The following is a 24,216-nucleotide window of genomic DNA, read 5'->3' as shown; positions in this document are numbered from 1 at the left end:
GCTGTACGTCCACCTCTTCGGCCTCCGGCATCACCGCCACCGTGACGGTGGAGGTGTGGATGCGCCCCTGCGTTTCGGTTTCCGGCACCCGCTGCACCCGGTGGACGCCGCTCTCGTATTTGAGGCGGCTGTAGGCGCCTTCGCCCTGCACCGACACGCTTATCTCCTTCACGCCGCCCAGTTCGGTCTCGTTCAGGTTCAGCGCCTCGCACTTCCAGCCTTTGGTGGCGGCGTACATGCCGTACATCCGCCAGAGGCTGGCGGCAAAAAGCGCGGCTTCCTCGCCGCCCGCGCCGCTGCGGATCTCGAGGATGACGTTGCGCTCGTCGTTCTCGTCCCGGGGCAGCAGCAGAAGGCGCAGGGTCTGTTCCAGCTCTTCCTGCTTCTGGCGGCCTTCGCTGTACTCGGACTGGACCATCTCACGGAAATCCGGCTCCAGGCCCCCTTCATCCAGCAGGGCGCGGGCCTCGGCGCACCCGGCGCAGACCTGCTCATATTCGTCCAGCGCCTCCATCAGCGGGGTGAGGCGCTTATATTCCTTCATCAGCGCGGCGTAACGCCCGCCGTCGGCCAGGACGGCCGGGTCCTGCAGCGAGAGGTTCACCTCGTCGTAGCGGCGGCGCACCTGGCGCAACTGTTCCAGCATGGGGCCTGCTCCTTTCCGTTTTGCGTTTTAAAAAGCAAAGCGGCGCGCTACTCCTCGCCGGGGCGGAGTATCTTTTTGATGTTTTTTTCGATCTTGGCCCGGGGGAGCATGATCTCCCGCCCGCAGCCTGTGCAGCGGATCTTGAAATCCATGCCCACCCGCAGCACGTCAAAACAGGCCGCGCCGCAGGGGTGCGGCTTTTTCGTCAGTATCTGGTCGCCCACGCGCACATCCACAGGCCGGCCCTCCCTTGCGTTTTGTCTGCCCCGCCGCCCAGAGGGGCGGGGGCAATTTAATATTATATACCTTTGCGCCGGTTTTGCAAATATCCCCCGCCCCGCCCGCATATATTTTTTAAAAACGCGCGCCGGCGGGTCCGCCCGCGGCGCGGCGCGGACAAAATCAGTTAAAGTGAGGATGGAAACGATGGTGGAATATACCCCCGAAGGCAAGGGCCGGGACGCACGGCGGATGACCGAAAGCCAGCTGGCCGAAGCGTTTGCGGGCGGCAGCATCCTGGAGAGCACGGCGCTGGCTTACGACCGGGAGCGTCAGCTGGTGTTCGAGCTGGCGGGCCGCCCCGCCCGCATGCCCCACGGCGAGTGCGCCGCCGGCGCGGCGGAGGGCGCGGTGCGGGACGTGGCGCTGCTGACGCGGGTGGGCCGGCCCACCTGCTTTTGCATCACCGCCCTGCCCGAGGAGGCCGGCGGCGCGTATCTGCTCTCCCGCCGGCTGGCCCAGGAGGCTTGCCAGAGGGAATACCTGGACGCCCTTTTGCCCGGCGAGCTGGTGAAGTGCGTGGTGACCCATCTGGAGAATTTCGGCGCTTTTTGCGACGTGGGCTGCGGCATCAGCGCCCTTCTGCCCATCGACTGCATGTCCGTTTCCCGCATCCAGAGCCCGGCAGACCGGGTGGGAGTGGGCCAGACGCTCACCTGCGCGGTGAAGAGCCGGGACGACAAGGGCCGCCTGGTGCTGACGTTGCGAGAGCTGCTGGGCACCTGGCGGGAAAACGCCGACCGCTTTCATGCCGGCGAGACGGTGGTGGGGCTGGTGCGCAGCGTGGAGAGCTACGGTGTGTTCATCGAACTGGCCCCGAACCTGGCCGGCCTTGCGGAGCGGTGCGAAGGCCTGCGCCCGGGCCAGCCGGTGAGCGTTTTCATCAAGAGTATTCTGCCCGAAAAGATGAAGATAAAACTGGTCATCGTGAACCGGGAGCTGGCGGGGCCGCTGTTCTTCGCCCCCCGCTACTTCATCACCGAGGGGCGGCTGGAGCGCTGGGTCTACTCCACACCGGGCAGCAAAAAACGCATCGAGACGGATTTTGGCCCGGCGGCCTTGTAAAAGCGGGAGATTTTCACTATAATTATTTCTGAAAACACCCCGAGGAGGAAGTGAGAAGATGGCCGGAAGCGCTTTTACCTTTGGCGTGAAGCCGGGCGGGCTGACCGAGAACACCGAGGTCCGCATCCTGCTGTGCTATCTCATCAAGACGGTGGCCCCCATGGCGCCCCTCACCCGCGCGGAGATCGAGCAGGCGCTGCTGGGCGAGCAGCTGGTGAATTATTTCGAACTGAGCGCCGGCCTTGCGGACCTGGAGGAAAACGGCCTTGCCACCGTGGACGAGGCGGGCGGCTGGTCCATCACCCCCAAGGGCCTTGCGGTGGCGGATGAACTGAGCATCGACCTTTTGCCCCGCACGGTGCGGGAGGCCGCGGTGCGGGCCGCGGTGCGGGCCCAGCAGTGGGCGCGCAAGGCTTCGCAGCACAAGGCCGAGTTGGAAAAGACCGGCGACGGCTACGCGGTGCGCTGCTCCATCTCCGAGATGGGCAGCAAGCTGTTCGGGCTGGAGGTGCTTCTGCCCGACGCCATGACCGCCGAAATGGCAAAGAACGCCTTCATCGAGCATGGCAGCGACATCTACGCCCTGGTGCTGGGCGCGCTGGCCACGCCGGATGAAAAGGGCTGACCAAACAAAAAGAGCCGTGCGGCGTGCACGGCTCTTTTTCTGTTCTCAGGGGTCCTGTTTGCCTTCCACCACGCCCTCGTGGTGCAGGACGCTGCCGATGGTGCGAAAGAAAATTTTCACGTCCAGGGCAAAGGATAGGTTTTTGGCATAATAGCCGTCCAGTTCCGCCTTCACGGGGATGGGCAGTTCGTCCCGCCCGTGGACCTGGGCGTAGCCGGTGAGGCCGGGCACGCAGTCGTTGGCGCCGTATTTGTCCCGCTCGGCCACCAGGTCGTCCTGATTCCAGAGGGCGGGCCGGGGCCCCACGACGCTCATCTGGCCCAGGAAGATGTTGAAGATCTGGGGCAATTCGTCCAGGCTGGTGCGGCGCAGGAAGCGCCCGGCGCTGGTGATGAACGCGTCGGGGTTTTCCAGCATGTGGGTAGGCATGTCGTGGGGGGTGTCGGTGCGCATGGTGCGGAATTTATAGATCTTGAAGAAGGTCTTGCCCCTGCCCACCCGCTTCTGGGTGAAGAACACCGGCCCCGGCGAGGAGGCCTTGACCCACGCCGCGATGACCGCCAGCACCGGAGACAGGCACAGGATGGCCAGGCCGCTGCACACAAAGTCCAGCGCGCGCTTGAAAAAAAGTTTGTACATTCCTTCAGCCCTCCTCCATGCCATTTTCGTCCCGATGGTGGTGGAAGGTGGGCACCATGTCGGTGAGCGCCTGCACCAGGTTCCCGCTGTTGTTGCTGTAGGCGATCTGCTTTAAGGCCATCAGGTGGTCGAAGAAGGTCTGGTTGTTCAGCCGCAGCGGCGCGCCGATATAGATCTTGCGGTTGTCGGTCTTGCGCAGGCCCTCCTCGTCCATCAGCATCTCTTCATAGAGCTTTTCGCCGGGGCGCAGGCCGGTGAACACGATCTGGATGTCCTTGTAGGGGATGAAGCCGGAGAGTTTGATGAGGTTCTCGGCCAGGTCCAAAATGCGCATGGGCTTGCCCATGTCCAGCACGAAGATCTCTCCGCCGTTGGCCATGGCGCCAGCCTCCAGCACCAGGCTCACCGCCTCGGAGATGGTCATGAAATAGCGCACGATGTCCGGGTGGGTGACGGTGACCGGGCCGCCCGCGGCGATCTGGTCCTTGAACAGGGGGATGACCGACCCGTTGGAGCCCAGCACGTTGCCAAAGCGCACGGCGGCGAAGCGGGTCTGGCTGCGTTGGGCCATGGCCTGCACCACCATCTCGCAAAGGCGCTTGGTGGCGCCCATCACGTTGGTGGGGTTCACCGCCTTGTCGGTGGAGATGAGCACGAACCGCTCGGCGCCGTATTTGTCGGCGCTGACGGCCACGTTGTAGGTGCCGAAGACGTTGTTTTTCACCGCTTCCTCGGGGCTGTCTTCCATCAGGGGCACATGCTTGTGGGCCGCCGCGTGGAACACCACCTGCGGACGCAGGCGGCTGAACAAAGCGTCCATCTTTTTGGAGTCGCGCACCGAGGCGATGAGCACCTCCAGGTTCAGCCCGTCGCCGTATTTGCGGCGCAGTTCCTGCTGGATGGCGTAGGCGTTGTTCTCGTAGATGTCCACGATGATGAGCATCGCGGGCTTGCAGCTGGCGATCTGGCGGCACAGCTCGGAGCCGATGGACCCGCCGCCGCCGGTGACCATGATGCGTTTGCCCCCCACGAACCGGGTGATGATGCTTGAAAGCTGCACCTCGTCCCGGCCCAGAAGGTCTTCCACCTTCACGTCGCGGATGCGGCTGGCCAGGTCCTTGCCGTCGGTGATCATCTTGACGATGTCCGGCAATATCTTCACGTTGCACTTGGTGCGGTTGCAGATGGACAGCACCCGGCGGCGGTTCTCCTCGTCCATGGTGGGGATGGCCAGCAGGATGGTCTCGATCTCACAGCGCTCCACCAGCTCGGGGATGTCCTCGGTGGTGCCCATGATCTGCACGCCCATGATATAGCGGCCCTGCTTTTCCGGCGCGTCGTCCACGCAGCAGATGATGTTCATCTCGGGGTTGGCCGCCTTGTACTGCTCGTGGAGCAGGGTGCTGGCGGCGTCGCCCGCGCCGATGAGCAGGGTGCGCCGCGCCAGCCGCTTGCCCTGCCTGCCCAGCTTGACGTTCCGGTACATTCGGTATGTCAAACGTGAGTAGAGGGTGAGGGCCACCGCGAACAGCGCGCTGAGGAAATAGACCGAAATGGGCACGCGGGTCTCGCTGAAGATGAAAAAGGAGGTCACGCCGAACAAAGCCACCGCGATGATGGAGGCCACGCACAGGCGGAAAAACTCCACTATTTCGGCGTAGCGCCAGAGGCTGTCGTAGACGCCCATGAGGGCATAGACGATCTCAAAGCAGCTGACAAACAAAAACCAGCTGGCTACAAGCAGGCTGGAATATCGCTGGTAATCGGCCCGTCCGTTGATGATGACCCAGGGCGCGATGTAGGCCAGGGAGATCACCAGAATGTCGAAGGCGATCAGTATTTGTTTTCGGAACCGGCTGAGCAGCCGGGAAAAGGTTTTGCTCAAAACCATCACCAAATCTTTGCGTCGGTCCGCCGCCGCAAGGCAGGCCAAAAGCGCCGGAGTGAACCGGCGGAACACGCTTTTTCTTTACTGTTTTGTTATATTTTACAACATCCAGGCCATTTAATCAATCCACATTTTATAGTTTGCCCGCCGCCGTGCGCAAAAACCGCCGTGGAGGGCCACGGCGGTTTTTGCAAAGGAGGCGTTACAGGATGATGCAGATGAGGCCGGAGCAGCCCTCGTTGATGACCCGTTCCAGCGTTTCCTGCAGGCGGGCGCGGGCCTCCTGGGGCATATGGAGCAGCTTGTTCTGCAGCCCCTCGTTCACCAGCTCGTGCAGGCTCTTGCCGAAGATGTTGGACTCCCATATCTTGATGGGGTCCTGCTCGAAGTCCTGCAGAAGGCTCATCACCAGCTCCTCGCTCTGGCGCTCGGAACCCACGATGGGCGAAATTTCGGTGTTGATGGTGGCCTTGAGCAGATGGATGGAGGGGGCGCTGGCCCGCAGGCGCACCCCGTAGCGCCCGCCCTGGCGCACGATCTCCGGCTCTTCCAGATGCAGCTCGTTCAACGTGGGCATCACGATGCCGTAGCCGGTGGCCTCCACCTGCTCGATGGCGCTGCGTATCTTCTCGTACTCCCGCTTTGCCTTGGCAAGGCCGATGATGCAGGGCATCAGGCTGGCCTCGTCGCAGATCTCCAGGCCGGTGGTCTCCCCCAGGACTTTGTAGAAGATGTCCGGCTCCAGCTCCAGCTCCAGGATGACCTTGCCGGTGGCCAGCTGCATGCTGCGCACCCGGGCGCTCTTGAGATACTCGCACTCCAGGGTGGCGGCGCCCTCGGCCACGTCCTTCATCTGGGTGATGGAGGCGGCATAGTCCTGGGCGGCGGCGTACACGGCGCTTTGCAGCCAGTGGTCCGGCTCCAGCATGGTGATCCACCGGGGCATGGCGAAGGCGATCTCCTTGACGTCAAACTCATAGAGGACGCTTTGCAGGATGCGGTCGATGGCCGCCGCGTCCAGGTCCACGCAGCTCACCGGCAGCACGGTGTGGCCGTATTCCTCCTCCATCTGCCGCGCCAGCCGGCGGGCAGGCTCCCCCGCCGGGTCCACGCAGTTGAGCAGGATGACGAAGGGCTTGTGGATCTGGCAGAGTTCCGCGATGACCCGCTCCTCGGCCTCCTTGTATTTTTCCCGCGGGATGTCGCTGATGGAGCCGTCGGTGGTGATGACGAGGCCGATGGTGGAATGGTCCCGGATGACCTTGCGGGTGCCTGTCTCGGCGGCCACGTCGAAGGGGACCTCCTCCTCGAACCAGGGGCTCTTGACCATGCGGGGCTTCTCGTTCTCCTCGTGGCCCATGGCCCCTTCCACCATGTAGCCCACGCAGTCGATGAGGCGGGCGTTGAAACTGCCGCCGCCCTCCAGTTCCACCGTCACCGCCGTTTCGGGGATGAACTTGGGCTCGGTGGTCATGATGGTGCGCCCCGCCGCCGACTGGGGCAGTTCGTCCCGGGCGCGGGTCTTGACCGACGGCACGGTGAGCCGGGGCAGGATGAGCTCCTCCATGAACTTTTTGACAAAGGTGCTCTTGCCGGTGCGCACCGGGCCCACCACGCCGATGTAGATGTCGCCGCCGGTGCGGGCGGCAATGTCCTTGTATACGCTGCTGCTTTCCATACGCCGGCCTCCTTTCAAACGGTCATGGGCACCAGCAGCCGGGCGGGCGCGGTCAGCTGCAGGTCCTCCAGGTGGTTCAGCTTCATCATGGCCGCCGGGGGCACATGGTAATGCTTTGCGATGTCGAAGATGTTCTCGCCCCCCTGGGCGTAGCAGATGCGCAGGGCCACGTCCGGCTCGGTGTTTTCCAGCGCGGTCTCGCAGGCGATGGAATCCACCACCGTCTCTTTGGTGCGGCGGAACACAAGGCCCCGCACCCGGATGGAAACGCGCACGGTGACCTCGCCCCCCGCCGCCGCCGGCTGGGCCGAGGTGACCACCGGCCAGCACTCGGCGCGGTACTGGTCGGCGGCGCCGGGCCAGACGTCGGGCAGCTGGTAATCGAAGGATCGGTCGTAGCATTCGATCTCGCCCAGAGAGTTCATGCACAGCACATGGGCGCACGCCCGGCCCCCCAGGCTGACCCCGCCTTCCGCCGCCGCCCATTCCAGGGGGTGCAGCGTGACCAGGCAGCCGATGATCTGGGCGTTCTCGTCCGGCAGCGTGCCGGAGGCGGCGGCCTCCGCGGTGCGGTTCAGCGTTTCGGCCAGCTGCTCGGCGGCGACCGTCTTGTAGGTAACGTCGGCGCTGTACTGGGTGGAGAAGGCGTCGGCCACCACATAGCACTCCACCTGGCGCACCATGCGCAGATGGAGCATGGCGGTGACGGTGAGGGTGGCGGCTCCCTCCTGCCCCGCCGCGGCGGTGAGGGTGCAGCCGATCATCTCGGCCTCGGCGAAGGCGACGGCGTCCTCGGGGGCGTTGTCCAAGTCGATGATCTGGTTGAAGGGCACCGCCTGCTCCACCGTCTCCAGCTGATAGCCCGGCTGGCTGCGGTAGGTCAGCGCCACCTGGATGCGGCCCTTGACCACCGCCTTGCCGGTGATGATCTTGACCTCGTCCACCTGGCCCACGCCGGAAATGTCGATGACCGCCTGCACCTGGCCGGGCAGGGTCACCTCTTCCTCGGCGGTGAGCAGCTTATCCAGGTTTGCCACCGTGCGAAGGCCGCTCACCGGGATGAGCTTCTGCTCGGCGCCGCAGTCCGCCAGGGCGGTGATGACCTCCTGCTCGCTCTGGGCGCACACCTGGGCCGACAGGGCGTAGGCCCCCCGCACGTCCACCCGGCGCTGGTTCACCGCCCGGCAGTTGAGGTACTCCACCTCGCCGCTCACCGTGACGGAATAGCCCTGATGCTGGCCCTCCGGCAGGTCCATGGCGCGGGTGAAGGGGATCTTCTGCTCGATCTGGCAAAGGCTCTGGTCGTCCTCCGCCTGATAGTAGACGACACACCGCAGATAGCCCTCCACCGTAAGGCGGCCGGGCGTCACCTGCTTTTGCAGGGTGACGGGATAGACAAAGCACTTGACGATCTTGAAGACCTGCGGCAGATAGTCCGGGATGAGAAGTTCGGTCTCGATGGGCAGCTCGGCTTTGGTCTCCCACAGGCTGCCCATGGTGGATAAGGTATCTCTAAACACCTTGAGTTCCATTGTTTCGCCCCTTTCGCGTGTTCTGACACATGTATATTCACGCCGCCGGGGGCATATGCCGCAAAAGAGGACAAACAAGGCAGCGCCCGCGGGCCGGTGCAAAGGCCGGCCCGCGGGCGCTGTTTTGCTTGCGGGGCGTTATCCCTCTTTTTTGATCTTGAACAAGGCGCGCAGGAACCCTGCGAGACATTTCGGACTTTTGACCACGACCACCTGCATGGCGCATCCCCCTTTTCACTGGTTCTTTGTGCGGATACGCCATTATATCCCTGGGGCAAGGAAAGTGTGCAGGCTTTGGCCCTCGAAGGGCTCATTTCGGGGCGCAGACCAGCAGGAGGCTGCCGTCGGCCAGCCGCACTTCGGCCCCGCCGGGCGCCGTCTCGTTGCTGGCCCCCAGCGTGGCGTCCGGCGCAAGGCGGGCGTTTTGCAGCGGGTACTTGGCCCCCGTGATGCAGACGCCCTCCGCCGCGCCTTCCAGCGGGAAGAGGGAGAAATAGGCCTCCGGGTCGTGGGGCACCCGCGCCGGGCGGCCGGGCAGCACATAGCGCAGCACCGCGCCCCGGCCCGCAATGGTGACCTTCGGCCCCTGTTTTGCCAGCCAGAGCCCGGCGGCGATGGCGGCAAGGCTGTGGTCCAGCCGCGCTCCGCCCAGCACGCCCAGGATGAGCGCCTCGTCAAAGCCCTTCTTTGCGGCGAGGCGGGCGGCGTAGTGGGTGTCGGTGTCGTCTTTTTCGGCGGGCAGCACCACAAGGTTCCCTGCCTCGGGCCGGGGCGCAGAGTCAAAGTCGCCCACGATGAGGTCCGGGGCCAGCCCCAGCGCCGTGGCGTTGCGGTAGCCTGCGTCGCAGGCGATGACGTAGTCGCCGGGCAAAAGCAGTTCCTTCTGCTCCGGGTCCACCGGCCCGGCTCCAATGATGACACAGCGCGGCATGGGCGCTTCCTCCTTTTTCTTTAAAAAGGCCGGGGTTCGAGCCCCGGCCTTTTGGGTGCGGCGTTCAGCGCACTTCCCAGTCCTTGATGTCCTTCACCTCGTCGTACATGGCAAGGTAGCTTTCGTAGCGGGTGGGGCTTATCCCGCCCGCCTCCACCGCCGCGCGCACGGCGCAGCCCGCCTCGCTGCGGTGGGAGCAGCCGGTGAAGCGGCACCGGGGGATGTAGCCCTCGAACTCCGGGAAGGCGTACTGCAGGTTCTCCTTCGGGATGTAGCAGGCGCGGCCGGTGTCCAGGCTGGCAAAGCCGGGCGTGTCTGCCACAAGGCCCCCGAAAGCCTCGAAGATCTCCACCTCCCGGGTGGTGTGCCGGCCCCGGCCCAGCTTCCGGCTGATGGAGCCGGTCTCGCGGGAAAGGTCGGGCAGCAGGGCGTTGAGCAGGGTGCTCTTGCCCACGCCGGAGTTGCCGCAGAAGGCGCACAGCCGGCCCTCGATCCAGCCGCGGATCTCGGCCAGGCCCTCGCCTGAAACGTGGTCCGCCACGACGACCGGCAAGGGCGACAGGGCGTAGGCCTTTTGCAGCTTTTCCGCCCCCGCCAGGTCGGATTTGGTGATGATGAGCACCGGCTGGACGCCCTTGTCCGCCGCGATGGCGGAGAGTTTGTCCAGCACCAGGGTGCTGGGGGTGGGCTGGGTGGTGCTGGCCACGATGAACAGCACGTCCAGGTTGGCGATGGGCGGGCGCACAAAGACGTTTTTGCGGGGCAGTATCTCGGCGATGACCCAGCTGCCCGCCTCCTCTTCCACCGTCACCTTGTCCCCCGCCACGGGGGAGAGGTTCCGTTTGCGGAAGATGCCCTTGGCTTTGCATTCCAGCATGCGGCCATCGGCTTTTACGTAATAAAAGCCGCCGATGCCCTTTGTGATATATCCCTCTGGCATAAAGTTCCTCTTGCTGCGCGCTTTCCTCAGGCGGCGCCCTGGCCGCCCGCGTCATCGCCCGTGTCAGGCTCCTGGGTCGGCGTCACCGGCGTGGGGGCCGGGGTAGGCGCCGGGGTGCCGGTGGGCGCAGGGCTGGGGCTGGGGCTGGGCGTGGGTTCGGGGGTGGGTTCCGGGGTGGGTTCGGGCGTGGGCTCCGGCCCGATGGAGACCACCAGGCCCACCTGGGAGTAAATTTTGACGGTGGAGCCTTCGGTGGGGGTGGAATCAATGACCACGCCCGCCGCGTACTCGCTGCTGTAGGCCTCGGTGACGACGCCGGTGACCAGGTTGTTGTTGGTCAGGGCTTTCTGGGCGTCCTCCAGGGAGACGCCCTTCACCGGGGGCACGGTGGTCTCGGTCTCGATCTTCTGCTGGCTGACATAGACCGAGATGGTCTCGCCGCTGGCGATGCTCTCGCCTGCCGCCGGCTCGGTGCGGATGACGGTGCCCTCAGCGAGGGAGTCGTCCTCCACGATCATGCGGCGCACCTGCAGGCCCAGGTCTTTCAGTTCCTCTTCGGCGTCGGCAATTTTCCACTGGGTCACGTCGGGCACGTTCACATACAAAGTGCCCAGGCTCACCTTGACGGTGACCTTCTGGCCCTCCTTTACGGTGCGGGGCCCGCGGGGCGACTGGTAGTAGATGACGCCCTCTTCATACTGGGCGTTGTACTCCTGCTCGGCCACGAGGGTCAGCTGGCCGGAATACTCTTCTTTCACCGTCTCCCACTGCATGCCGGTGAAGTCGGGCAGTTCCACATCCGCCTTGTTGCTGAACAGGGGGTTGGTGGAGTTGGCAAAGATGAGATAGCACAGAATCGCGCTGCCCAGCGCGAAGGCCGCGGCCATGCCCGCCAGGATGGGCAGCACGCCCACCTTGCGGCGGGGCTTGCGCTGGTGCTGGCTGTTCCTGCTGGCGGAAGAAGACCCCTGCGCCTTGCGGCCGCTTTGGGAAGCGGGGCCCTTGCGGCCCGAGGGGCCGCCGTTTGACTGTTTAACCACCTTGTCGATATACCTTTCTGGCGAATCGTCGGTCATATATTCGTACTCGAAGCGGATGCTGGGGTTCTTTTTGAACTCCTCCAGGTCGTTGAGCATGGCCCGCGCGCTGGGATAGCGCCGCGCCGGGTCCTTCGCCATGGCCCGGGCGGTGATGTCCTGCAATGCTTTGGGCACGTCCGGCGCCACCTCGCCAAGGGGCGCGGCGGTGTCGGCGATCTGCTTGATGGCAACGGACACGGCGCTGTCCGACTCGAAGGGCAGCTTGCCCGAGAGCATCTCGTACATCATCACGCCCATGGAGTAGATGTCCGCCTTGGCGTCGGTGACGTCGCCCTTGGCCTGCTCGGGGCTGATGTAGTGGACCGAGCCGATGGCCTTTTCGCTGGTGTCCTGATACTCCGCCCGGGAGAAGCGGGCGATGCCGAAGTCCATGATCTTGACCCGGCCGTCCGCCAGAAGCATGATGTTCTGGGGCTTGATGTCCCGGTGGACGACGCCCTTCTGGTGGGCGTGGTCCAGCGCGTCCAGCACCTGCTGGCAGAAGTGGACCACCTCTTTCCAGGTGAGGGGCCCGCCCCGGCGGTTCATGTATTCCTTCAGGGTGATGCCGTCGATGTACTCCATCACGATGAACTGAAGCCGGTCGGTGACCGAGACGTCGTAGACCTTGACGATGCCCGGGTGGTCCAGGATGGAGATGGCCTTGGATTCGTTCTTGAAGCGCCGCACCAGTTCGGTGTTCTGGCTGAACTCCTCCCGCAGGATCTTCACCGCCACCACAGCGCCGGTTTTCAGGTCGCGCCCTTTGTAGACGTTGGCCATACCGCCCACGCCCACCAGGCTTTCCAGCAGGTAGCGGCCTTCCAGTTTTTTGCCGATCAGTTCGTCCATTTCAATCCTCCGTGGGTTCCACCCCTACCAGCACAGCGGTCACATTGTCCTGGCTGCCGGCAGCCAGGGCCCGCTCCACCAGCTTGCGGGGAGTGATGAAGAAGGGGGTGTGCTCCAGAATGTCCTGCAATTGCTCTGCGGGCACCGCGCCGGAAAGGCCGTCGGAGCAGAGCAGCAGCACGTCGCCCGTTTTGACCGGGGCGCTGGTGTAGTCCCCTTCCACCTCGGGCTCCACGCCCAGGGCCTTGGTGATGAGATTCTTGTGGGGGTGGCAGGCGGCCTGCTGGCGGGTGATCTGCCCGCTTTCGACCATCTGCTGCACCATGGTGTGGTCCACCGTGAGCTGCACAAGCTCGCCCGGGCGGCAAAGGTACGCCCGGGAGTCGCCCACATGGGCCACATGGGCGACGCCGCGGCGCACCAGCACGCACACCGCGGTGGTGCCCATGCCCCGGTGGGCGGGGTCCTTCAGCGCCTCGGCCCAGACCGCCCGGTTCGCCTGGGCGATGCACCGGGCCAGCAGGGCCGGCTCGCCCCCCTCGGGCAGGTTTTTCAGCCCCTCGGCAAAGCAGTCTTCCAGGGCGTCGGTGGCCACCTGGCTGGCAAGCCGCCCGGCGGCGGCGCCGCCCATGCCGTCGCACACGACGGCCCAGACCGTGTCGTCGGGAAGGCGCGCGGCGCGGTAGTTATCCTGGTTTTCGGAGCGGTAACCGCCCTTGTCGGTCTTGCCCGCCAGTTTCATTTCCTTCCCTCCCTTGCCGCCTCTTCACGGCGCAGCTGGCCGCAGGCGGCGCTGATGTCGCTGCCCAGGCGGCGGCGCACGGTGGCGTTCACCCCTAAGTCTGTGAGCAGCGTTTGAAAGCGCTTGACGTTTTCGGCGTCGGTGGCGGAATAGGGGCTGCCGTCCACCGGGTTGATGGGGATGAGGTTCACATGGGCTCCCATGCCCCGGATGAGCGCCGCCAGTTCCTTTGCGGTGGCGGGGCTGTCGTTGACGCCCCGCACCATGGAGTACTCAAAGCTCACGCGGCGGCCGGTGGTCTGCTGGTAGCGGCGGCAGGCCGCGATGAGCTGGGCCACCGGGTAGGCGTCGTTCACCGGCATCATCCCGCTGCGCATCGCGTCGCTCGGCGCATGGAGCGAGATGGAGAGGGTGAGCTGCAGCTTTTTCTCCGCCAGCTTGTCGATCATGGGCACGATGCCGCAGGTGGACAGGCTGATGTTGCGCATGCCGATGTTCACCCCGTCGGGCCCCGAAATGATGGAGAGGAAATCCATCACGTTGTCGAAGTTGTCCAGCGGTTCGCCGATGCCCATGAGCACGATGTGGCTGATGCGCTCGCCGATGTCTTTCTGGGCGGCGTAGATCTGGCCTGCGATCTCCCCCGCTTCCAGGTTGCGCACCCGGCCCGCCTGGGTGGAGGCGCAGAAGCGGCAGCCCATGCGGCAGCCCACCTGGCTGGACACGCATGCGGTGACGCCGTAGCGGTAGCGCATGACGACCGTCTCGATGCAGTTGCCGTCGGCAAGGGCAAAGAGGTATTTCACCGTGCCGTCCTTGGACTGCTGCCGCCGCACGATGACGGGGGCGGCAATGGTATATCCCTCTTCCAGCTTTGCCAGCAGGGCCTTGGGCTGGTCGGTCATGACGGAAAACTCCGTGACCATCTTCTGGTGCAGCCAGTGGAAAATCTGCTTGGCCCGGAAGGCGGGCTGGCCCAGCTCCTTCATCAGAGCGGTCAGCCCTTCCAGCGTATAGGAGGATATACAGTTCTTGCTCATTGTATCACAAACCCTCGTTCGTTTCCATACCCGGGCGCTCATGCCCGTTCCAGCACTGCCGCGAAAAATCCGTCCGGCCCGGCAAAACCGGGCAGCATGGTCTGCATATTGTCCTCGATGAGCGCGCCCTCCAGCATCACCGGCGGCGGCAGGAGGCGAAAGCCCGGCGTTTTTTCCAAAAAGGCGCGGACCACCTGCCCGTTCTCCCGCTCGTCCATCGTGCAGGTGGAGTAGACAAGGCGGCCGCCTTCCTTTACATAACGGGCGGCGTTGGTGAGAATTTTCAACTGGAGGGCACGAAGTTCTTCGCCGCCCTCCAGGGACTTATAGCGGATGTCCGGCTTTTTGGCGATGACGCCAAGGCCGGAACAGGGCACATCGCACAGCACCCGGTCGGCCCCGGCCAGCGCCGGGTCATAGGCCGCCGCGTCCCCCTTTGCCACCGTGACGCAGGAAAGGCCGCACCGCCGCGCCGCCCTTTCGATGAGGGGCAGGCGGTTTTGGGCCGCGTCAAAGCTCAAAAGGCGGCCCTTGTCCCCCATCTGCTGGGCCAGCAGCAGGGTCTTGCCGCCGGGGGCGGCGCAGAGGTCCAGCACGGTTTCGCCGGGCTTCGCTTCCAGGCAGAGGGCCGCCGCCTGGCTGGCGAGGCCCTGCACATGGTAAAGCCCCTGCCGGAAGGCTTTTGTGGCGGCGGGGCTGCCGGAAAATTCCGCTTCCACCGCGCCGGGCACGCCCAGCGGGCGGGCTTTTACGCCCTCTTCCGCCAGCTTTTCGCAAAGCTGCTGGGGCGCACAGCGCAGTGTGTTGCAGCGCAAAGTGACCGGCGGCTTTTCAAAAAAGGAGGCCAGCATCCGCTCGGCCTTGCCGGGATACTGCTTCAAAAGCAGCTCCACGACGGGCAGGCCCACCGAATAGCGCACCGACAGTTCTTCCGCGCGGCTGGAAAAGCGGGCGGAGGAAACATCCAGCCCCACGGCTTTGCGCAGCACCGCGTTCACAAGGCCCGCCGCGCTGCTTTTTTTAAGCGCCCGGCACAGTCCCACCGCCTCGCTGACCGCCACGGGCACGGGGGTGTTCATATAGTTTGCCTCGTAGAGGCCGCAGCGCAGCGCCGCCCGCACCGGGGCGTCCAGCTTTTGCAAGGGCTTTGCAAGGCACCGGCCCAGCGCCCAATCCAAAGTGAGCAGCCGCTCGGTGATGCCGTAGAACAAAGCGCTCGCGAAGGCTTTGTCCCTGGGCGAAAGAGCCTCTTTTTCCAGCGCGGCAGCCAGCACCAGGTTGGAATAGCCGTTCTGCTCCTGCTTCACAAGAGCCAGGGCCGCCGTGCGGCGGGCGTTCGTCATGGTCAATGCTCCTTTTCTTGCAGCGCGTCGCCGGCTTTGAGGCGGCGGCCCGCCGCCCAGGCGGCGCCCGCCATGGGCTTTTTGCCCTCCGGCACCACTTCGGTCAGTTCCAGCGCGCCCTCGCCGCAGGCGATGGTCAAAGGCGAGAGGGCCAGCACCTGCCCCGGCGCGCCGCTGCCGGCGGCCACGCGGCTTTTGAGGACTTTTATTTTCTTGCCCCCTTCTTCGAAATAGGCCACCGGCCAGGGGTTCATGCCCCGCACAAGGTCATGCAGCTGCGCCGCCGGGCGGGTGAAATCAAAGCGGGCCATCTCCTTGGTGAGGGGCGGCGCGAGGGTGGCTTTTGTGTGGTCCTGGGGCGTGCGGGCGGCTTCGCCCCTGCCGATGGCGGCGATGGCCTCCACCAGGGTCTTGGCCCCCTGGCCGGTGATGCGCTGGAACACCTCGCCGCTGGTCTCCTCGGGGCCGATGTCCACCGGGGCCACCTTCAGGATGTCGCCGGTGTCCAGGCCCTCGTCCAGATACATGATGGAGACGCCGGTCTTTTTGTCGCCGTTGATGACCGCCCACTGCACCGGCGCCGCGCCCCGGTATTTGGGCAGCAGCGACACGTGCAGGTTGATGCAGCCCAGGGGCGGCACTTCCAGCACCTCGGGGGGCAGGATGCGCCCATAGGCCACCACCACGATCAGCTCGGGGGCCAAAGCGCGGATGTCCGCCTGCACCGCCTCGTCCCGCAAAGTGCGGGGCTGGTAGACGGGGATGCCGCGGCTTTCGGCCAGCACCTTCACCGGGGGCGCGGTGAGCACCTGCTTGCGGCCCACCGGCTTATCCTGCCTTGTGAACACGCCGCAGACCTCGTGCCCTGCTTCCAGGATGGCCGCAAGGCTGGCCGCCGCGATGTCCGGCGTGCCCATGAAAAGAATGCGCATCAGTCTTCCTCCGCCTCGTCGGGGTAATCGTCCTCATAGAAATGGTCGGCCAGGTCCATGATGGTGATGCCGTCCAGATGGTTGGTCTCGTGGCAGAAGCACCGGGCCAGCATCTCCTCGGCCTCCATCTCGAAGGTGTTGCCGAAGCGGTCCTGGGCGCGAAGCTTCACCTTGCGGGGGCGCTCGATGGCCCCGTTGTGGCCCGGGAAGGACAGGCACCCTTCGTAGAGGGTGACGGTGTCCTCGGATTCTTCCAGAATTTCGGGGTTGACGCACTCGATGAACTTGGGCTCGTAGCCCTCGGGCACGGCGCCGTCCTCCGGCAGGTCCCGCTCGTCCAGGGCGATGAACAGGCGGCGCATCACGCCCACCTGGGGCCCGGCGAGGCCGAGGCCGCCGGCGTCCAGCAGGGTCTCTTTCATGTCGTCCAGCAGGGTGGCCAGACGTCCGTCAAAATTGGTGACCGGGCGGCAGACCTTTTTCAGGATGGGGTCGCCGTCCTGCACGATGGTGCGAAGTGCCATAGTTCGTTGCTCCTTTGTCTGTAGTGGCGGGGCGTTTCAGTCCCCGTCGGAATTGAGATCCAGCGTCACGGCGGCCTTGGCGGGCAGCCCTTCGGCGGAATAGTCCTGCATCACCTGGGCAAGCATCGCCCGGAAGACTTTGTCGTTGCGGCATTTGATGGTGAGTTTGTAGCGGTAGCGGCCCTTGATGAGGACCACGTTCATGGGCGCGGGGCCCAAAAGGCGCAGCGGCATGTCCGGCTGCTGCTTTGCCCGGGCGGTGAGCAGCGCGCCGAAGCGGGCCGCGGCGGCAAGGGTCTCGCCGTCCTTTTCGCCGCTGAAGGCGGCGATGCACACCGAGCAGAAGGGCGGGTAGAGGCACAATTTGCGGAATGCAATTTCCTGGGCAAAGAAAGCCTCATAGTTTTGGGATGCCGCCAGATTCAGCACCGGGTTTTGGGGGTCCACCGTCTGGATGACCGCGTGGCCCGGCTCGCCGGCCCGGCCGCCCCGGCCGATCACCTGGGTGACCAGGCTGAACACGTTTTCGTAGGCCCGGAAGCCCTGGGAAAAGAGCAGGCTGTCCACCCCAAGCACCCCCACCAGCGTGACCTTTTCAAAGTCAAGGCCCTTGGCCACCATCTGGGTGCCCAGCATGATGTCGTAATCCCCGGCGGCAAAGCGCGCCAGCATGCGGTCGTGGGCGTTTTTTTTGCCGGTGGAGTCCTGGTCCATGCGCAGGACGCGGGCGTCCGGGAACAGCCCGGCCAGTTCCTCCTCCACCCGCTGGGTGCCGAAACCGGTGTAGCGCAGCTTGCCGCCGCACGCGGGGCATTTTGCAGGCACCGGCGAGATGGCACGGCCGCAGTAGTGGCACAGCAGCTTCTGCTCGGCCTTGTGGTAGACCATGGGCACGCTGCAGCTGCCGCATTTCACCGCCTTGCCGCACTCGGTGCACATGCCCACGGTGCGGTAGCCCCGGCGGTTGAGCAGCAGGATGGTCTGCCGCTTCGCCGCCAGTGTCTGGCGGATGTGCCCGGCCAGCGGGGCGCTGATGCTGGCGGGGTTGCCCGCCGCCAGCTCGGCCCGCATGTCCACCAGTTCCACGGTGGGCAGGGGCTGGCTGGCATAGCGCTTGGTAAGTTTGTAAAGGGTATAGCGCCCGTCCAGCGCGGCCTGATAGCTCTCCACGCTGGGGGTGGCGCTGGCGAAGAGCACCAGCGCGTTATGGTCGGCGGCGCGGCGCTTGGCCACCTGCCGCGCGTCAAAGCGGGGTGCGTTCTCCGACTGATAGGTGTGCTCCTGTTCCTCGTCCACCACGATGAGGCCGATGTTCGCCAATGGCGCAAACACCGCGCTGCGGGTGCCCACCACGATGTCGGCCCCGCCGGTCTGTATCATCCGCCACTGCAAAAGGCGCTCGGTGTGGCTGAGGGCGGAGTGCTGCACCGCCACCCGCTCGCCAAAGCTGGCTTTGAGGCGGCGTATCATCTGGGGGGTGAGGCTGATCTCCGGAACCAGCACCAGGGCGGTGCGCCCCAGCTCCAGGCAGCGCTGGATGAGCTTTAAGAACACCAGCGTCTTGCCGCTGGCGGTGACGCCGTGGAGCAGCGCCGCCGCGGGCTTGTGCTGGGCCAGCTGAGCGGCAAGGCCCTCGAACACCCGCTGCTGGTCGTCGCTTAAAACCACCGGTTCCTCCGTGCGGGGGATGCCCGCGTAGAGATCCACGGCCCTGTCCACCTGGCCTTTGCGCAGAACGCCCTTTTCACAAAGGTTATCCAGCACGGCGCGGGAAAGGCCCATCTCCGCCAGCGTGGAGGCGGGCAGCGGGCCGTTTGCCAGCGCGGCGGCGGCGGCTTTCTGCTTTTCGGTGGGTTTGGGCTTTTCGGGCAGCGGGCCGGCCAGCTCATACAGGGGCTCTGTGTGGCGCTGCAGCTGCTTTTGCAGCCGGGGGCCGTTTTCGGTGCTCGCCGGGCGGTACTGGGCCCCGTAGGGGATGATGGCCCGCACCGCTTCGTACCAGGTGCAGAAGGTGCGCTCCTTCAAAAAGTGCACAAGGCCCAGCAGTTCGCTTGTGAGGCGGGCTTCTTCGGGGGCGGCGTCGAACAGCTCCTTGCAGCGGCCCGCTTCCTCCTGCTGGCCCAGGGCCAGCACCACGCCGGTGCGGGGCTTGTTGCCTTTCCCGAAGGGTGCCAGCACCATGCTGCCCACAAACACCGCCCCTTCCAGCCGGGGCGGCAGCAGGTAGGTATAAAGCTTGTCAAAGTGGAAGGTGGCCCCGCTGACTGCCACTTGAACGGTCTGCAACAAAGCCACGTTCCCCCTTTTCCTTATCTATGTATGCTGATGCTTCTGGATGAGGCGGTAAATCTCGTCGGCGCAGCGGTCCGCGTCGTCGTTGACCACCACCTCGTCGTAGTCGGTGGCGTAGCTCATCTCCTCCGCCGCCCGGGCAAGGCGGCTCTGGATGGCCTGCTCGCTCTCGGTGCCGCGGCCCCGCAGCCGCTCTTCCAGTTCGGCGTAGCTGGGGGGCTGGATGAAGATGGTGGTGGCTCCGGGGTACAGGCGCTTGATGTTGGCGGCGCCCACCACCTCGATGACCAGGATGACGGTGGTGTGGGCGGCGATGCGTCTGTCCACCTCGGACTTGGGGGTGCCGTAGTAATTTCCGCAGTACCGGGTGTACTCCAAAATTTCGCCGCCGGCAATTTTCTGCTCGAAGGCGGGCACGGTGAGGTAGTAGTAGTTGACGCCCTCGGTTTCGCCGGGGCGCTTGCCGCGGGTGGTGGCGGAAACGGAAATTTCAATTTCCGGGTGCCGCGCCATCAGGCGGGAAACCACCGTGTCCTTGCCGGAACCGGAGGGCCCGGAGACCACCACAAGATACCGTTCGTTATTCATTGTCCATCTCCTCGTCGTCTTCCATATCGTCCACCGCCAGGCGGTTGGCCACCGTCTCAGGCTGCACGGCGCTGAGGATGACGTGGTCGGAATCCATGATAATGACCGCGCGGGTGCGGCGGCCGTAGGTTGCGTCGATGAGGGCCCCCTTGTCCCGCGCCTCCTGCACGATGCGCTTGATGGGGGCGCTTTCGGGACTGACGATGGCGATGAGCCGGCTGGCGCTGACCATGTTGCCGAAGCCGATGTTGATGAGTTTCATACCTTCCTCTCCCCCTTACTCGATGTTCTGGATCTGCTCGCGGATCTTTTCAATTTCAGCCTTGGTGTCCACCACCATGCGGGTGATGGCCAGGTCCTGGCACTTGGAGCCGATGGTGTTGGTCTCCCGGTTCAGCTCCTGGGTCAAGAAGTCCAGCTTGCGGCCCACGGGGCCGTCGGTGTTCAAAATCTCCCGGTACTGGGCGATGTGGCTGCGCAGGCGCACGGTCTCCTCGTCCACGGCGGTCTTGTCCGCAAAGACGGCGGCCTCGGTGAGGATGCGCGCCTGGTCGATGTTCTGGTCCTGCAAAATGGTCTCCAGGCGGGCGTAGAGCTTCTGGGTGTAGTTTTCCACCCGCTGGGCGCTGCCCTCCTCGATTTTGCCCACCGTCTGCTCGATGGTGGCAAGGCGGTCCATCACGTCGGCCTTCAGCTTTTCGCCCTCCACCGCCCGCATGGCGATGAAGTTCTGCAAAGCGGCCTGGCACACGCCGGCCACGTCCTGCCAGAGGGCGTCCTCGTCCACGTCGGCGTGGCGCACGGCCAGCACGTCGGGGAAGCGGGCCAGCAGGCCGGCGGTCACGTCCCCCGCCGCGCCCGTCCCGGCGCGGATGGCTTCCAGCGCCGCGGCGTAGCTTTTGGCCAGGGGCATATTCACCTGCACCGTCACGTCCGGGGCGCTGACCGCCTGCATCTGCAGGCTCAGCTCCACCTTGCCCCGGCTGACCGCCGCGCTGAGCAGCTTTTTCAGCTTGTCGTCCATATAGGCGCAGCTGCGGGGGATGCGGGAGGAATACTCGAAATAGCGGGAATTGACGCTTTTGATCTCCACCGTGATGTCACGGCCGTTCACCAGCGCCTCGGCCCGGCCGTAGCCGGTCATGCTCAGGGCCATTCAAACCAACCTCTTTCACCTTTCGTCTTGCGCTTCGGTGTATATTTTTCGCAAGGGCCCAGTGCCCCGATTTTAAAATATACATATTGATATCTTACTCTCTTTGGCTCGCTTTTTCAAGGTTTTGCTTCCATTTTCTGGCCCGCGCGCGGCCTTCTCCCCTTCTCTTCAGCATGGGCAGGGCGGCGCAAAAATATCCCCCCGTTCCGGCGGAACAGGGGGATATGCGCATCAAAAAATCACACGGGATGGCTCTTGGCGGCGTAGTCCACATGGTCGCCGTCCACGCCGGCGGCCTTCTCGGCGCGCTTCTCGAAGAACCCCGGGGCCACCTGGGGGAACATGGCGTAGGTGAGCACGTCCTCCTCCTGGATGGCATACCTGGCGGCCTCGGCCTTCATCTTCTCCACCTCCGGCTCCAGCAGGTCGGCCGGGCGGCAGGTGATGGGCGCTTCGTCGCCCAGGATCTTCTTGGTAAACTCGGGGCTGATGGGTGCGGGAGTGCGGCCATAGTCGCCGTGCACCAGGCCCTTGAACTCCTTGGTGACCATTTTGTAGCGCTCGCCCATGATGACGTTGAACACCGCCTGGGTGCCCACGATCTGGCTGGTGGGGGTGACCAGCGGCGGATAGCCGGAGTCCTCGCGCACACGGGGGATCTCCTGCAGGACGGCGTCCAGCTGGTCCTCCTTGCCGGCGTCCTTCAGCTGCTTGAGCAGGTTCGAGAGCATGCCGCCCGGCACCTGATACAGCAGGGTGTTGGCGTCCACGCCCAGCATCTTGGGGCTGATCTGGCCGCTCGCGATGTACTTTTCGCGGAGTGTTGCAAAGTGGGCGCGCACCACGTTCAGCTTCTTCAGGTCCAGGCCGGTGTCGTACTCGGTGCCCTTCAAAGCGGCCACCAGGCTCTCGGTGGGCATGTGGCTGGTGCCCAGGGCCAGGGGGCTCATGGCGGTGTCCACGATGTCCGCGCCGGCCTCGATGCCCTTCAGGATGGACATGGAGGCGAGGCCGGAGGTGTAGTGGCTGTGGATGTCCACCGGGATGGAGACGGTCTCCTTGAGGGCCTTCACCAGTTCGTAGGTGGCATAGGGCGTCAGCAGGCCCGCCATGTCCTTGATGCAGATGCTGTGGGCGCCCATCTCTTCCAGGGTCTTGGCGTAATTGGCGAAGTACTCGTTGTTGTGCACGGGGCTGAGGGTGTAGCTGATGCAGCCCTGCACATGGGCCTTTTCCTTGATGGCGGCTTTGATGGCGGTTTCCAGGTTGCGGGGGTCGTTCAGCGCGTCGAAGATACGCAGGATGTCGATGCCGTTGGCAACGGACTTCTGCACGAAGTACTCCACCGCGTCGTCGGCGTAGTGGCGGTAGCCCAGCATGTTCTGGCCGCGGAAGAGCATTTGCAGCTTGGTGTGGGGCATCTCCCTGCGCAGGATGCGCAGGCGGTCCCAGGGGTCCTCGTCCAGGAAACGGATGCAGGCGTCGAAGGTGGCGCCACCCCAGCATTCCACCGAGTAGTAGCCCACCTCGTCCATGGCGGGCAGGATGGGACGCATCTCATCCATGGTCATGCGGGTGGCCAGCAGCGACTGGTGGGCGTCGCGCAGCACCACTTCTGTGATCTTTACGGGTTTTGCCATCTCGTTCCCCTCCCGTTTCTCAGTTCAGCGAAGCCAGCACGTCGCCGGAGTTCACGCTGTCGCCCTTCTTCACGTTCACGGCGGCCACGGTGCCGTCCTGCGGGGCCACGATCTCGTTCTCCATCTTCATGGCTTCCAGGATGACCAGCACGTCGCCCGCCTTCACAGCGGCGCCGGGAGCCACTTTCACGTCCAGGATGGTGCCGGGCATGGGGGCGTTCACAGCCACGGAGCCAGCGGCAGCCGGAGCGGCGGCCTTGGGCGCGGGAGCGGGAGCAGCCTTGGGCGCGGGGGCGGCCACAGGGGCGGGAGCGGCGCCGGCGGCGGTCTCCTCCACGGTCACATTGTACGGAGTGCCGTTGACGGTGATGGTGTAGTGTTTCATAGTCCGTGTTCCTCCTATATCAATGGATATGACGCGTCGTTCTTTGCATCACAGGGCCATGTTGCCGTGCTTCTTGGGCAGGCGCTGGGCCCGCTTGCTGGCCAGGATGTCCAGCGCGTTCACCAGCGCGGCGCGGGCGCCGGCGGCGTCCACCACGAGGTCCGCGGCGCCGGCGGCCACGGCGGCCTGGGCGCTGCACTCGCTGGCGGCGTACTGGGCGGCCCTGGCGGCAGTGGCGGCGGCCAGGTTGTCGCTGGCCTCCAGTTCCTCTTTATACAGCACGCGGGCGGCAGCCATCGGGTCCAGGGCGGACACGGTGCAGCCGGCGACGGCCAGCCGCAGGTCGGCGCTCGCCAGGGCGGTGTAGACAGGGCCCACGGCCTTGCCCGCCAGCAGGGCCACCTTGGCGGTGGTGGCGTCGGCATAAGTACCGGCCAGGCGGGCGGCGGCGCGGATGCCGCCCGCTTCGTCCTCGCTGGCGCTGGGCACGAAGCCCTCGCTGTTGACCACGGTCACCACGGGGATGCTGAAGGCGTCGCACAGGCGCACCAGACGGGCAGCCTTGTCCACGCAGACGCGGCACAGGCCCTCGGGCCTGGTGGCCACCACGCCCACGGCGTTGCCGTTCACGGTGGCGAGGGCGGTGTAGACGTTTTTGCCGAAGGCGCTGAACAGCTCGATGGCGCTGCCCTCGTCCACCAGGGCGGCCACGGCCTTTTCGGCATCGTATTTGGCGAAGTCGGGCGCGGCGGAAGGCGCCTCGAACTCGAACACGGAGGGGCCCGCCAGGTTGTTGCCGGGCAGCAGGGTGACCACCCGGGCGGCCAGGGCGGCAGCCTCGGCGGCCGTCTTCGCGGTGAGGGCCGCAACGCCCGCCCTGGCGGCGAAGGCCGCGCTGCCCGCGCCGGGCAGCTTGTCGCCGTGGGCCGCGCTGGTGAAGGGGGCGGTAAAGAACAGCTCGGCCCCTTCGGCCATGATGCACACGTCGGCGCTGGCGGCGGCCAGGGCGGCGGTGGCGCCGCAGACGCCCGCCACAACGGCCACCTGCGGCACCACGCCGGAGGCCCTGGCGATGGCGGCGTTCAGCCGGGAGGCGGCGGTGAGCACGTCCAGGCCTTCGTCCAGCTTCGCGCCCGCAGCGTCGTAGAAGGTGACCACCGGGTTGCCGGTGAGGCAGGCCATCTCAAGGGCCTTGATCTGCTTTTCCACATCCTTCACGGTGAGCGCGCCGCCGTTCTGGCACACCGCGTATACCGGCTGCCCGCCGGCGCAGCCGTGGGCCACCTCCACCGTGCCGGATGCCAGCAGCGGGGTGTAAACGCCGTCGTCGAAGAACGCCGATAAGATCTCGCCTGTGCCCAGCTTTTCTTTCGCCATAATTGACCCTCCTGTTTCATTGCAACGAAAACGCGGTTGCCGC

24 protein-coding genes are annotated in these 24,216 nt (G+C 65.2%); 2 read left to right on the top strand and 22 right to left on the bottom strand.

Going from position 1 to position 24,216, the window contains the following annotated elements:
- On the bottom strand, positions 1–646 hold a 646-nt coding region (locus tag ACH2AT_RS04755), incomplete at its 3' end, for a PCRF domain-containing protein (RefSeq protein WP_394964051.1).
- Positions 647–693: 47 nt separating this feature from the next.
- The gene (locus ACH2AT_RS04750) at positions 694–882 is read right to left on the bottom strand and encodes a DUF951 domain-containing protein (protein ID WP_394964050.1); all 189 of its coding nucleotides are present in this window, start codon (positions 880–882) and stop codon (positions 694–696) included.
- A gap of 190 nt (positions 883–1,072) precedes the next feature.
- On the opposite strand from ACH2AT_RS04750, the gene ACH2AT_RS04745 reads away from it, so the two are divergent.
- Positions 1,073–1,990, top strand: a complete 918-nt coding sequence (locus ACH2AT_RS04745; protein ID WP_394964049.1) for a S1 RNA-binding domain-containing protein — start codon at positions 1,073–1,075, stop codon at positions 1,988–1,990.
- Between the two features lie 58 nt (positions 1,991–2,048).
- The gene (locus ACH2AT_RS04740) at positions 2,049–2,615 is read left to right on the top strand and encodes a DUF4364 family protein (RefSeq protein WP_394964048.1); all 567 of its coding nucleotides are present in this window, start codon (positions 2,049–2,051) and stop codon (positions 2,613–2,615) included.
- 45 nt (positions 2,616–2,660) lie between these two features.
- On the opposite strand, the gene ACH2AT_RS04735 is transcribed toward ACH2AT_RS04740, so the two are convergent.
- The 20 genes from ACH2AT_RS04735 to ACH2AT_RS04640 all read right to left on the bottom strand — a co-directional run bounded on the left by ACH2AT_RS04735 (position 2,661) and on the right by ACH2AT_RS04640 (position 24,173).
- Entirely contained in the window at positions 2,661–3,254 is a 594-nt protein-coding gene (locus ACH2AT_RS04735) for a sugar transferase (protein WP_394964047.1), read from the bottom strand.
- A gap of 4 nt (positions 3,255–3,258) precedes the next feature.
- Positions 3,259–5,139, bottom strand: coding sequence for a polysaccharide biosynthesis protein (locus ACH2AT_RS04730; protein ID WP_394964046.1), 1,881 nt, complete (start codon positions 5,137–5,139; stop codon positions 3,259–3,261).
- Between the two features lie 205 nt (positions 5,140–5,344).
- Positions 5,345–6,820 (bottom strand): stage IV sporulation protein A, encoded by a 1,476-nt coding sequence (gene spoIVA, locus ACH2AT_RS04725; protein ID WP_394964045.1) that lies wholly within the window; start codon positions 6,818–6,820, stop codon positions 5,345–5,347.
- A 14-nt stretch (positions 6,821–6,834) separates the two neighbouring features.
- Complete coding sequence (locus tag ACH2AT_RS04720) at positions 6,835–8,352, bottom strand: SPOCS domain-containing protein (RefSeq protein ID WP_394964044.1); 1,518 nt, start codon at positions 8,350–8,352, stop codon at positions 6,835–6,837.
- A 138-nt stretch (positions 8,353–8,490) separates the two neighbouring features.
- Entirely contained in the window at positions 8,491–8,571 is an 81-nt protein-coding gene (spoVM, locus tag ACH2AT_RS04715) for a stage V sporulation protein SpoVM (protein WP_394964054.1), read from the bottom strand.
- A 91-nt stretch (positions 8,572–8,662) separates the two neighbouring features.
- Positions 8,663–9,283 carry a thiamine diphosphokinase gene (locus ACH2AT_RS04710; protein ID WP_394964043.1) on the bottom strand — a complete coding sequence of 207 codons (621 nt, stop codon included), beginning with the start codon at positions 9,281–9,283 and terminating at the stop codon, positions 8,663–8,665.
- A gap of 64 nt (positions 9,284–9,347) precedes the next feature.
- Positions 9,348–10,223, bottom strand: a complete 876-nt coding sequence (rsgA, locus tag ACH2AT_RS04705; protein WP_394964042.1) for a ribosome small subunit-dependent GTPase A — start codon at positions 10,221–10,223, stop codon at positions 9,348–9,350.
- Between the two features lie 26 nt (positions 10,224–10,249).
- Positions 10,250–12,154: a Stk1 family PASTA domain-containing Ser/Thr kinase gene (gene pknB, locus ACH2AT_RS04700; protein ID WP_394964041.1), complete on the bottom strand. Its 1,905-nt coding sequence runs from the start codon at positions 12,152–12,154 to the stop codon at positions 10,250–10,252.
- A 1-nt stretch (position 12,155) separates the two neighbouring features.
- Positions 12,156–12,896, bottom strand: a complete 741-nt coding sequence (locus ACH2AT_RS04695; protein WP_394964040.1) for a Stp1/IreP family PP2C-type Ser/Thr phosphatase — start codon at positions 12,894–12,896, stop codon at positions 12,156–12,158.
- Positions 12,893–13,936, bottom strand: a complete 1,044-nt coding sequence (rlmN, locus tag ACH2AT_RS04690; RefSeq protein ID WP_394964039.1) for a 23S rRNA (adenine(2503)-C(2))-methyltransferase RlmN — start codon at positions 13,934–13,936, stop codon at positions 12,893–12,895. Before rlmN ends, ACH2AT_RS04695 begins: the two co-directional genes overlap by 4 nt.
- A 38-nt stretch (positions 13,937–13,974) precedes the next feature.
- Positions 13,975–15,279 carry a 16S rRNA (cytosine(967)-C(5))-methyltransferase RsmB gene (gene rsmB, locus ACH2AT_RS04685; RefSeq protein ID WP_394964038.1) on the bottom strand — a complete coding sequence of 435 codons (1,305 nt, stop codon included), beginning with the start codon at positions 15,277–15,279 and terminating at the stop codon, positions 13,975–13,977.
- A gap of 2 nt (positions 15,280–15,281) precedes the next feature.
- A complete protein-coding gene (fmt, locus tag ACH2AT_RS04680; protein ID WP_394964037.1) occupies positions 15,282–16,211 on the bottom strand; it encodes a methionyl-tRNA formyltransferase in 930 nt (309 codons plus the stop codon).
- Complete coding sequence (gene def, locus ACH2AT_RS04675) at positions 16,211–16,735, bottom strand: peptide deformylase (protein ID WP_394964036.1); 525 nt, start codon at positions 16,733–16,735, stop codon at positions 16,211–16,213. Before def ends, fmt begins: the two co-directional genes overlap by 1 nt.
- 36 nt (positions 16,736–16,771) lie before the next feature.
- Positions 16,772–19,030 carry a primosomal protein N' gene (priA, locus tag ACH2AT_RS04670; protein WP_394964035.1) on the bottom strand — a complete coding sequence of 753 codons (2,259 nt, stop codon included), beginning with the start codon at positions 19,028–19,030 and terminating at the stop codon, positions 16,772–16,774.
- Positions 19,031–19,048: 18 nt separating this feature from the next.
- Entirely contained in the window at positions 19,049–19,615 is a 567-nt protein-coding gene (gene gmk / locus ACH2AT_RS04665) for a guanylate kinase (RefSeq protein ID WP_394964034.1), read from the bottom strand.
- Positions 19,608–19,877 (bottom strand): extracellular matrix/biofilm regulator RemA, encoded by a 270-nt coding sequence (gene remA / locus ACH2AT_RS04660; RefSeq protein ID WP_394964033.1) that lies wholly within the window; start codon positions 19,875–19,877, stop codon positions 19,608–19,610. The genes gmk and remA overlap by 8 nt, the downstream gene beginning before the upstream one ends.
- 15 nt (positions 19,878–19,892) lie before the next feature.
- The gene (locus ACH2AT_RS04655; protein WP_394964032.1) at positions 19,893–20,771 is read right to left on the bottom strand and encodes a YicC/YloC family endoribonuclease; all 879 of its coding nucleotides are present in this window, start codon (positions 20,769–20,771) and stop codon (positions 19,893–19,895) included.
- Between the two features lie 239 nt (positions 20,772–21,010).
- Positions 21,011–22,411 carry an oxaloacetate decarboxylase subunit alpha gene (locus ACH2AT_RS04650; RefSeq protein WP_394964031.1) on the bottom strand — a complete coding sequence of 467 codons (1,401 nt, stop codon included), beginning with the start codon at positions 22,409–22,411 and terminating at the stop codon, positions 21,011–21,013.
- 19 nt (positions 22,412–22,430) lie between these two features.
- A complete protein-coding gene (locus tag ACH2AT_RS04645; protein WP_394964030.1) occupies positions 22,431–22,796 on the bottom strand; it encodes a biotin/lipoyl-containing protein in 366 nt (121 codons plus the stop codon).
- Between the two features lie 48 nt (positions 22,797–22,844).
- On the bottom strand, positions 22,845–24,173 hold the full coding sequence (locus tag ACH2AT_RS04640) for a carboxyl transferase domain-containing protein (protein WP_394964029.1): 1,329 nt from the start codon (positions 24,171–24,173) through the stop codon (positions 22,845–22,847).
- Between the last annotated feature and the right edge of the window lie 43 nt (positions 24,174–24,216).

It is taken from the genome of Candidatus Allofournierella excrementigallinarum (assembly GCF_944388085.1).
Lineage (GTDB): Bacteria > Bacillota > Clostridia > Oscillospirales > Ruminococcaceae > Allofournierella_A > Allofournierella_A excrementigallinarum.
The sequence above is the reverse complement of the archived record's forward strand: the minus strand, read 5'-3'. Positions and strand labels throughout refer to the sequence as shown.

What these genes read in the sequence shown, in the direction of transcription:
- ACH2AT_RS04745 (WP_394964049.1), top strand. Translation starts at nt 1,073, where the DNA reads ATGGTGGAATATACCCCCGAAGGCAAGGGCCGGGACGCACGGCGGATG.
- ACH2AT_RS04740 (WP_394964048.1), top strand. Translation starts at nt 2,049, where the DNA reads ATGGCCGGAAGCGCTTTTACCTTTGGCGTGAAGCCGGGCGGGCTGACC.
- ACH2AT_RS04735 (WP_394964047.1), bottom strand. Translation starts at nt 3,254, where the DNA reads ATGTACAAACTTTTTTTCAAGCGCGCGCTGGACTTTGTGTGCAGCGGC.
- spoIVA (WP_394964045.1), bottom strand. Translation starts at nt 6,820, where the DNA reads ATGGAAAGCAGCAGCGTATACAAGGACATTGCCGCCCGCACCGGCGGC.
- ACH2AT_RS04720 (WP_394964044.1), bottom strand. Translation starts at nt 8,352, where the DNA reads ATGGAACTCAAGGTGTTTAGAGATACCTTATCCACCATGGGCAGCCTG.
- spoVM (WP_394964054.1), bottom strand. Translation starts at nt 8,571, where the DNA reads ATGCAGGTGGTCGTGGTCAAAAGTCCGAAATGTCTCGCAGGGTTCCTG.
- ACH2AT_RS04710 (WP_394964043.1), bottom strand. Translation starts at nt 9,283, where the DNA reads ATGCCGCGCTGTGTCATCATTGGAGCCGGGCCGGTGGACCCGGAGCAG.
- rsgA (WP_394964042.1), bottom strand. Translation starts at nt 10,223, where the DNA reads ATGCCAGAGGGATATATCACAAAGGGCATCGGCGGCTTTTATTACGTA.
- pknB (WP_394964041.1), bottom strand. Translation starts at nt 12,154, where the DNA reads ATGGACGAACTGATCGGCAAAAAACTGGAAGGCCGCTACCTGCTGGAA.
- ACH2AT_RS04695 (WP_394964040.1), bottom strand. Translation starts at nt 12,896, where the DNA reads ATGAAACTGGCGGGCAAGACCGACAAGGGCGGTTACCGCTCCGAAAAC.
- rlmN (WP_394964039.1), bottom strand. Translation starts at nt 13,936, where the DNA reads ATGAGCAAGAACTGTATATCCTCCTATACGCTGGAAGGGCTGACCGCT.
- rsmB (WP_394964038.1), bottom strand. Translation starts at nt 15,279, where the DNA reads ATGACGAACGCCCGCCGCACGGCGGCCCTGGCTCTTGTGAAGCAGGAG.
- fmt (WP_394964037.1), bottom strand. Translation starts at nt 16,211, where the DNA reads ATGCGCATTCTTTTCATGGGCACGCCGGACATCGCGGCGGCCAGCCTT.
- def (WP_394964036.1), bottom strand. Translation starts at nt 16,735, where the DNA reads ATGGCACTTCGCACCATCGTGCAGGACGGCGACCCCATCCTGAAAAAG.
- gmk (WP_394964034.1), bottom strand. Translation starts at nt 19,615, where the DNA reads ATGAATAACGAACGGTATCTTGTGGTGGTCTCCGGGCCCTCCGGTTCC.
- remA (WP_394964033.1), bottom strand. Translation starts at nt 19,877, where the DNA reads ATGAAACTCATCAACATCGGCTTCGGCAACATGGTCAGCGCCAGCCGG.
- ACH2AT_RS04655 (WP_394964032.1), bottom strand. Translation starts at nt 20,771, where the DNA reads ATGGCCCTGAGCATGACCGGCTACGGCCGGGCCGAGGCGCTGGTGAAC.
- ACH2AT_RS04650 (WP_394964031.1), bottom strand. Translation starts at nt 22,411, where the DNA reads ATGGCAAAACCCGTAAAGATCACAGAAGTGGTGCTGCGCGACGCCCAC.
- ACH2AT_RS04645 (WP_394964030.1), bottom strand. Translation starts at nt 22,796, where the DNA reads ATGAAACACTACACCATCACCGTCAACGGCACTCCGTACAATGTGACC.
- ACH2AT_RS04640 (WP_394964029.1), bottom strand. Translation starts at nt 24,173, where the DNA reads ATGGCGAAAGAAAAGCTGGGCACAGGCGAGATCTTATCGGCGTTCTTC.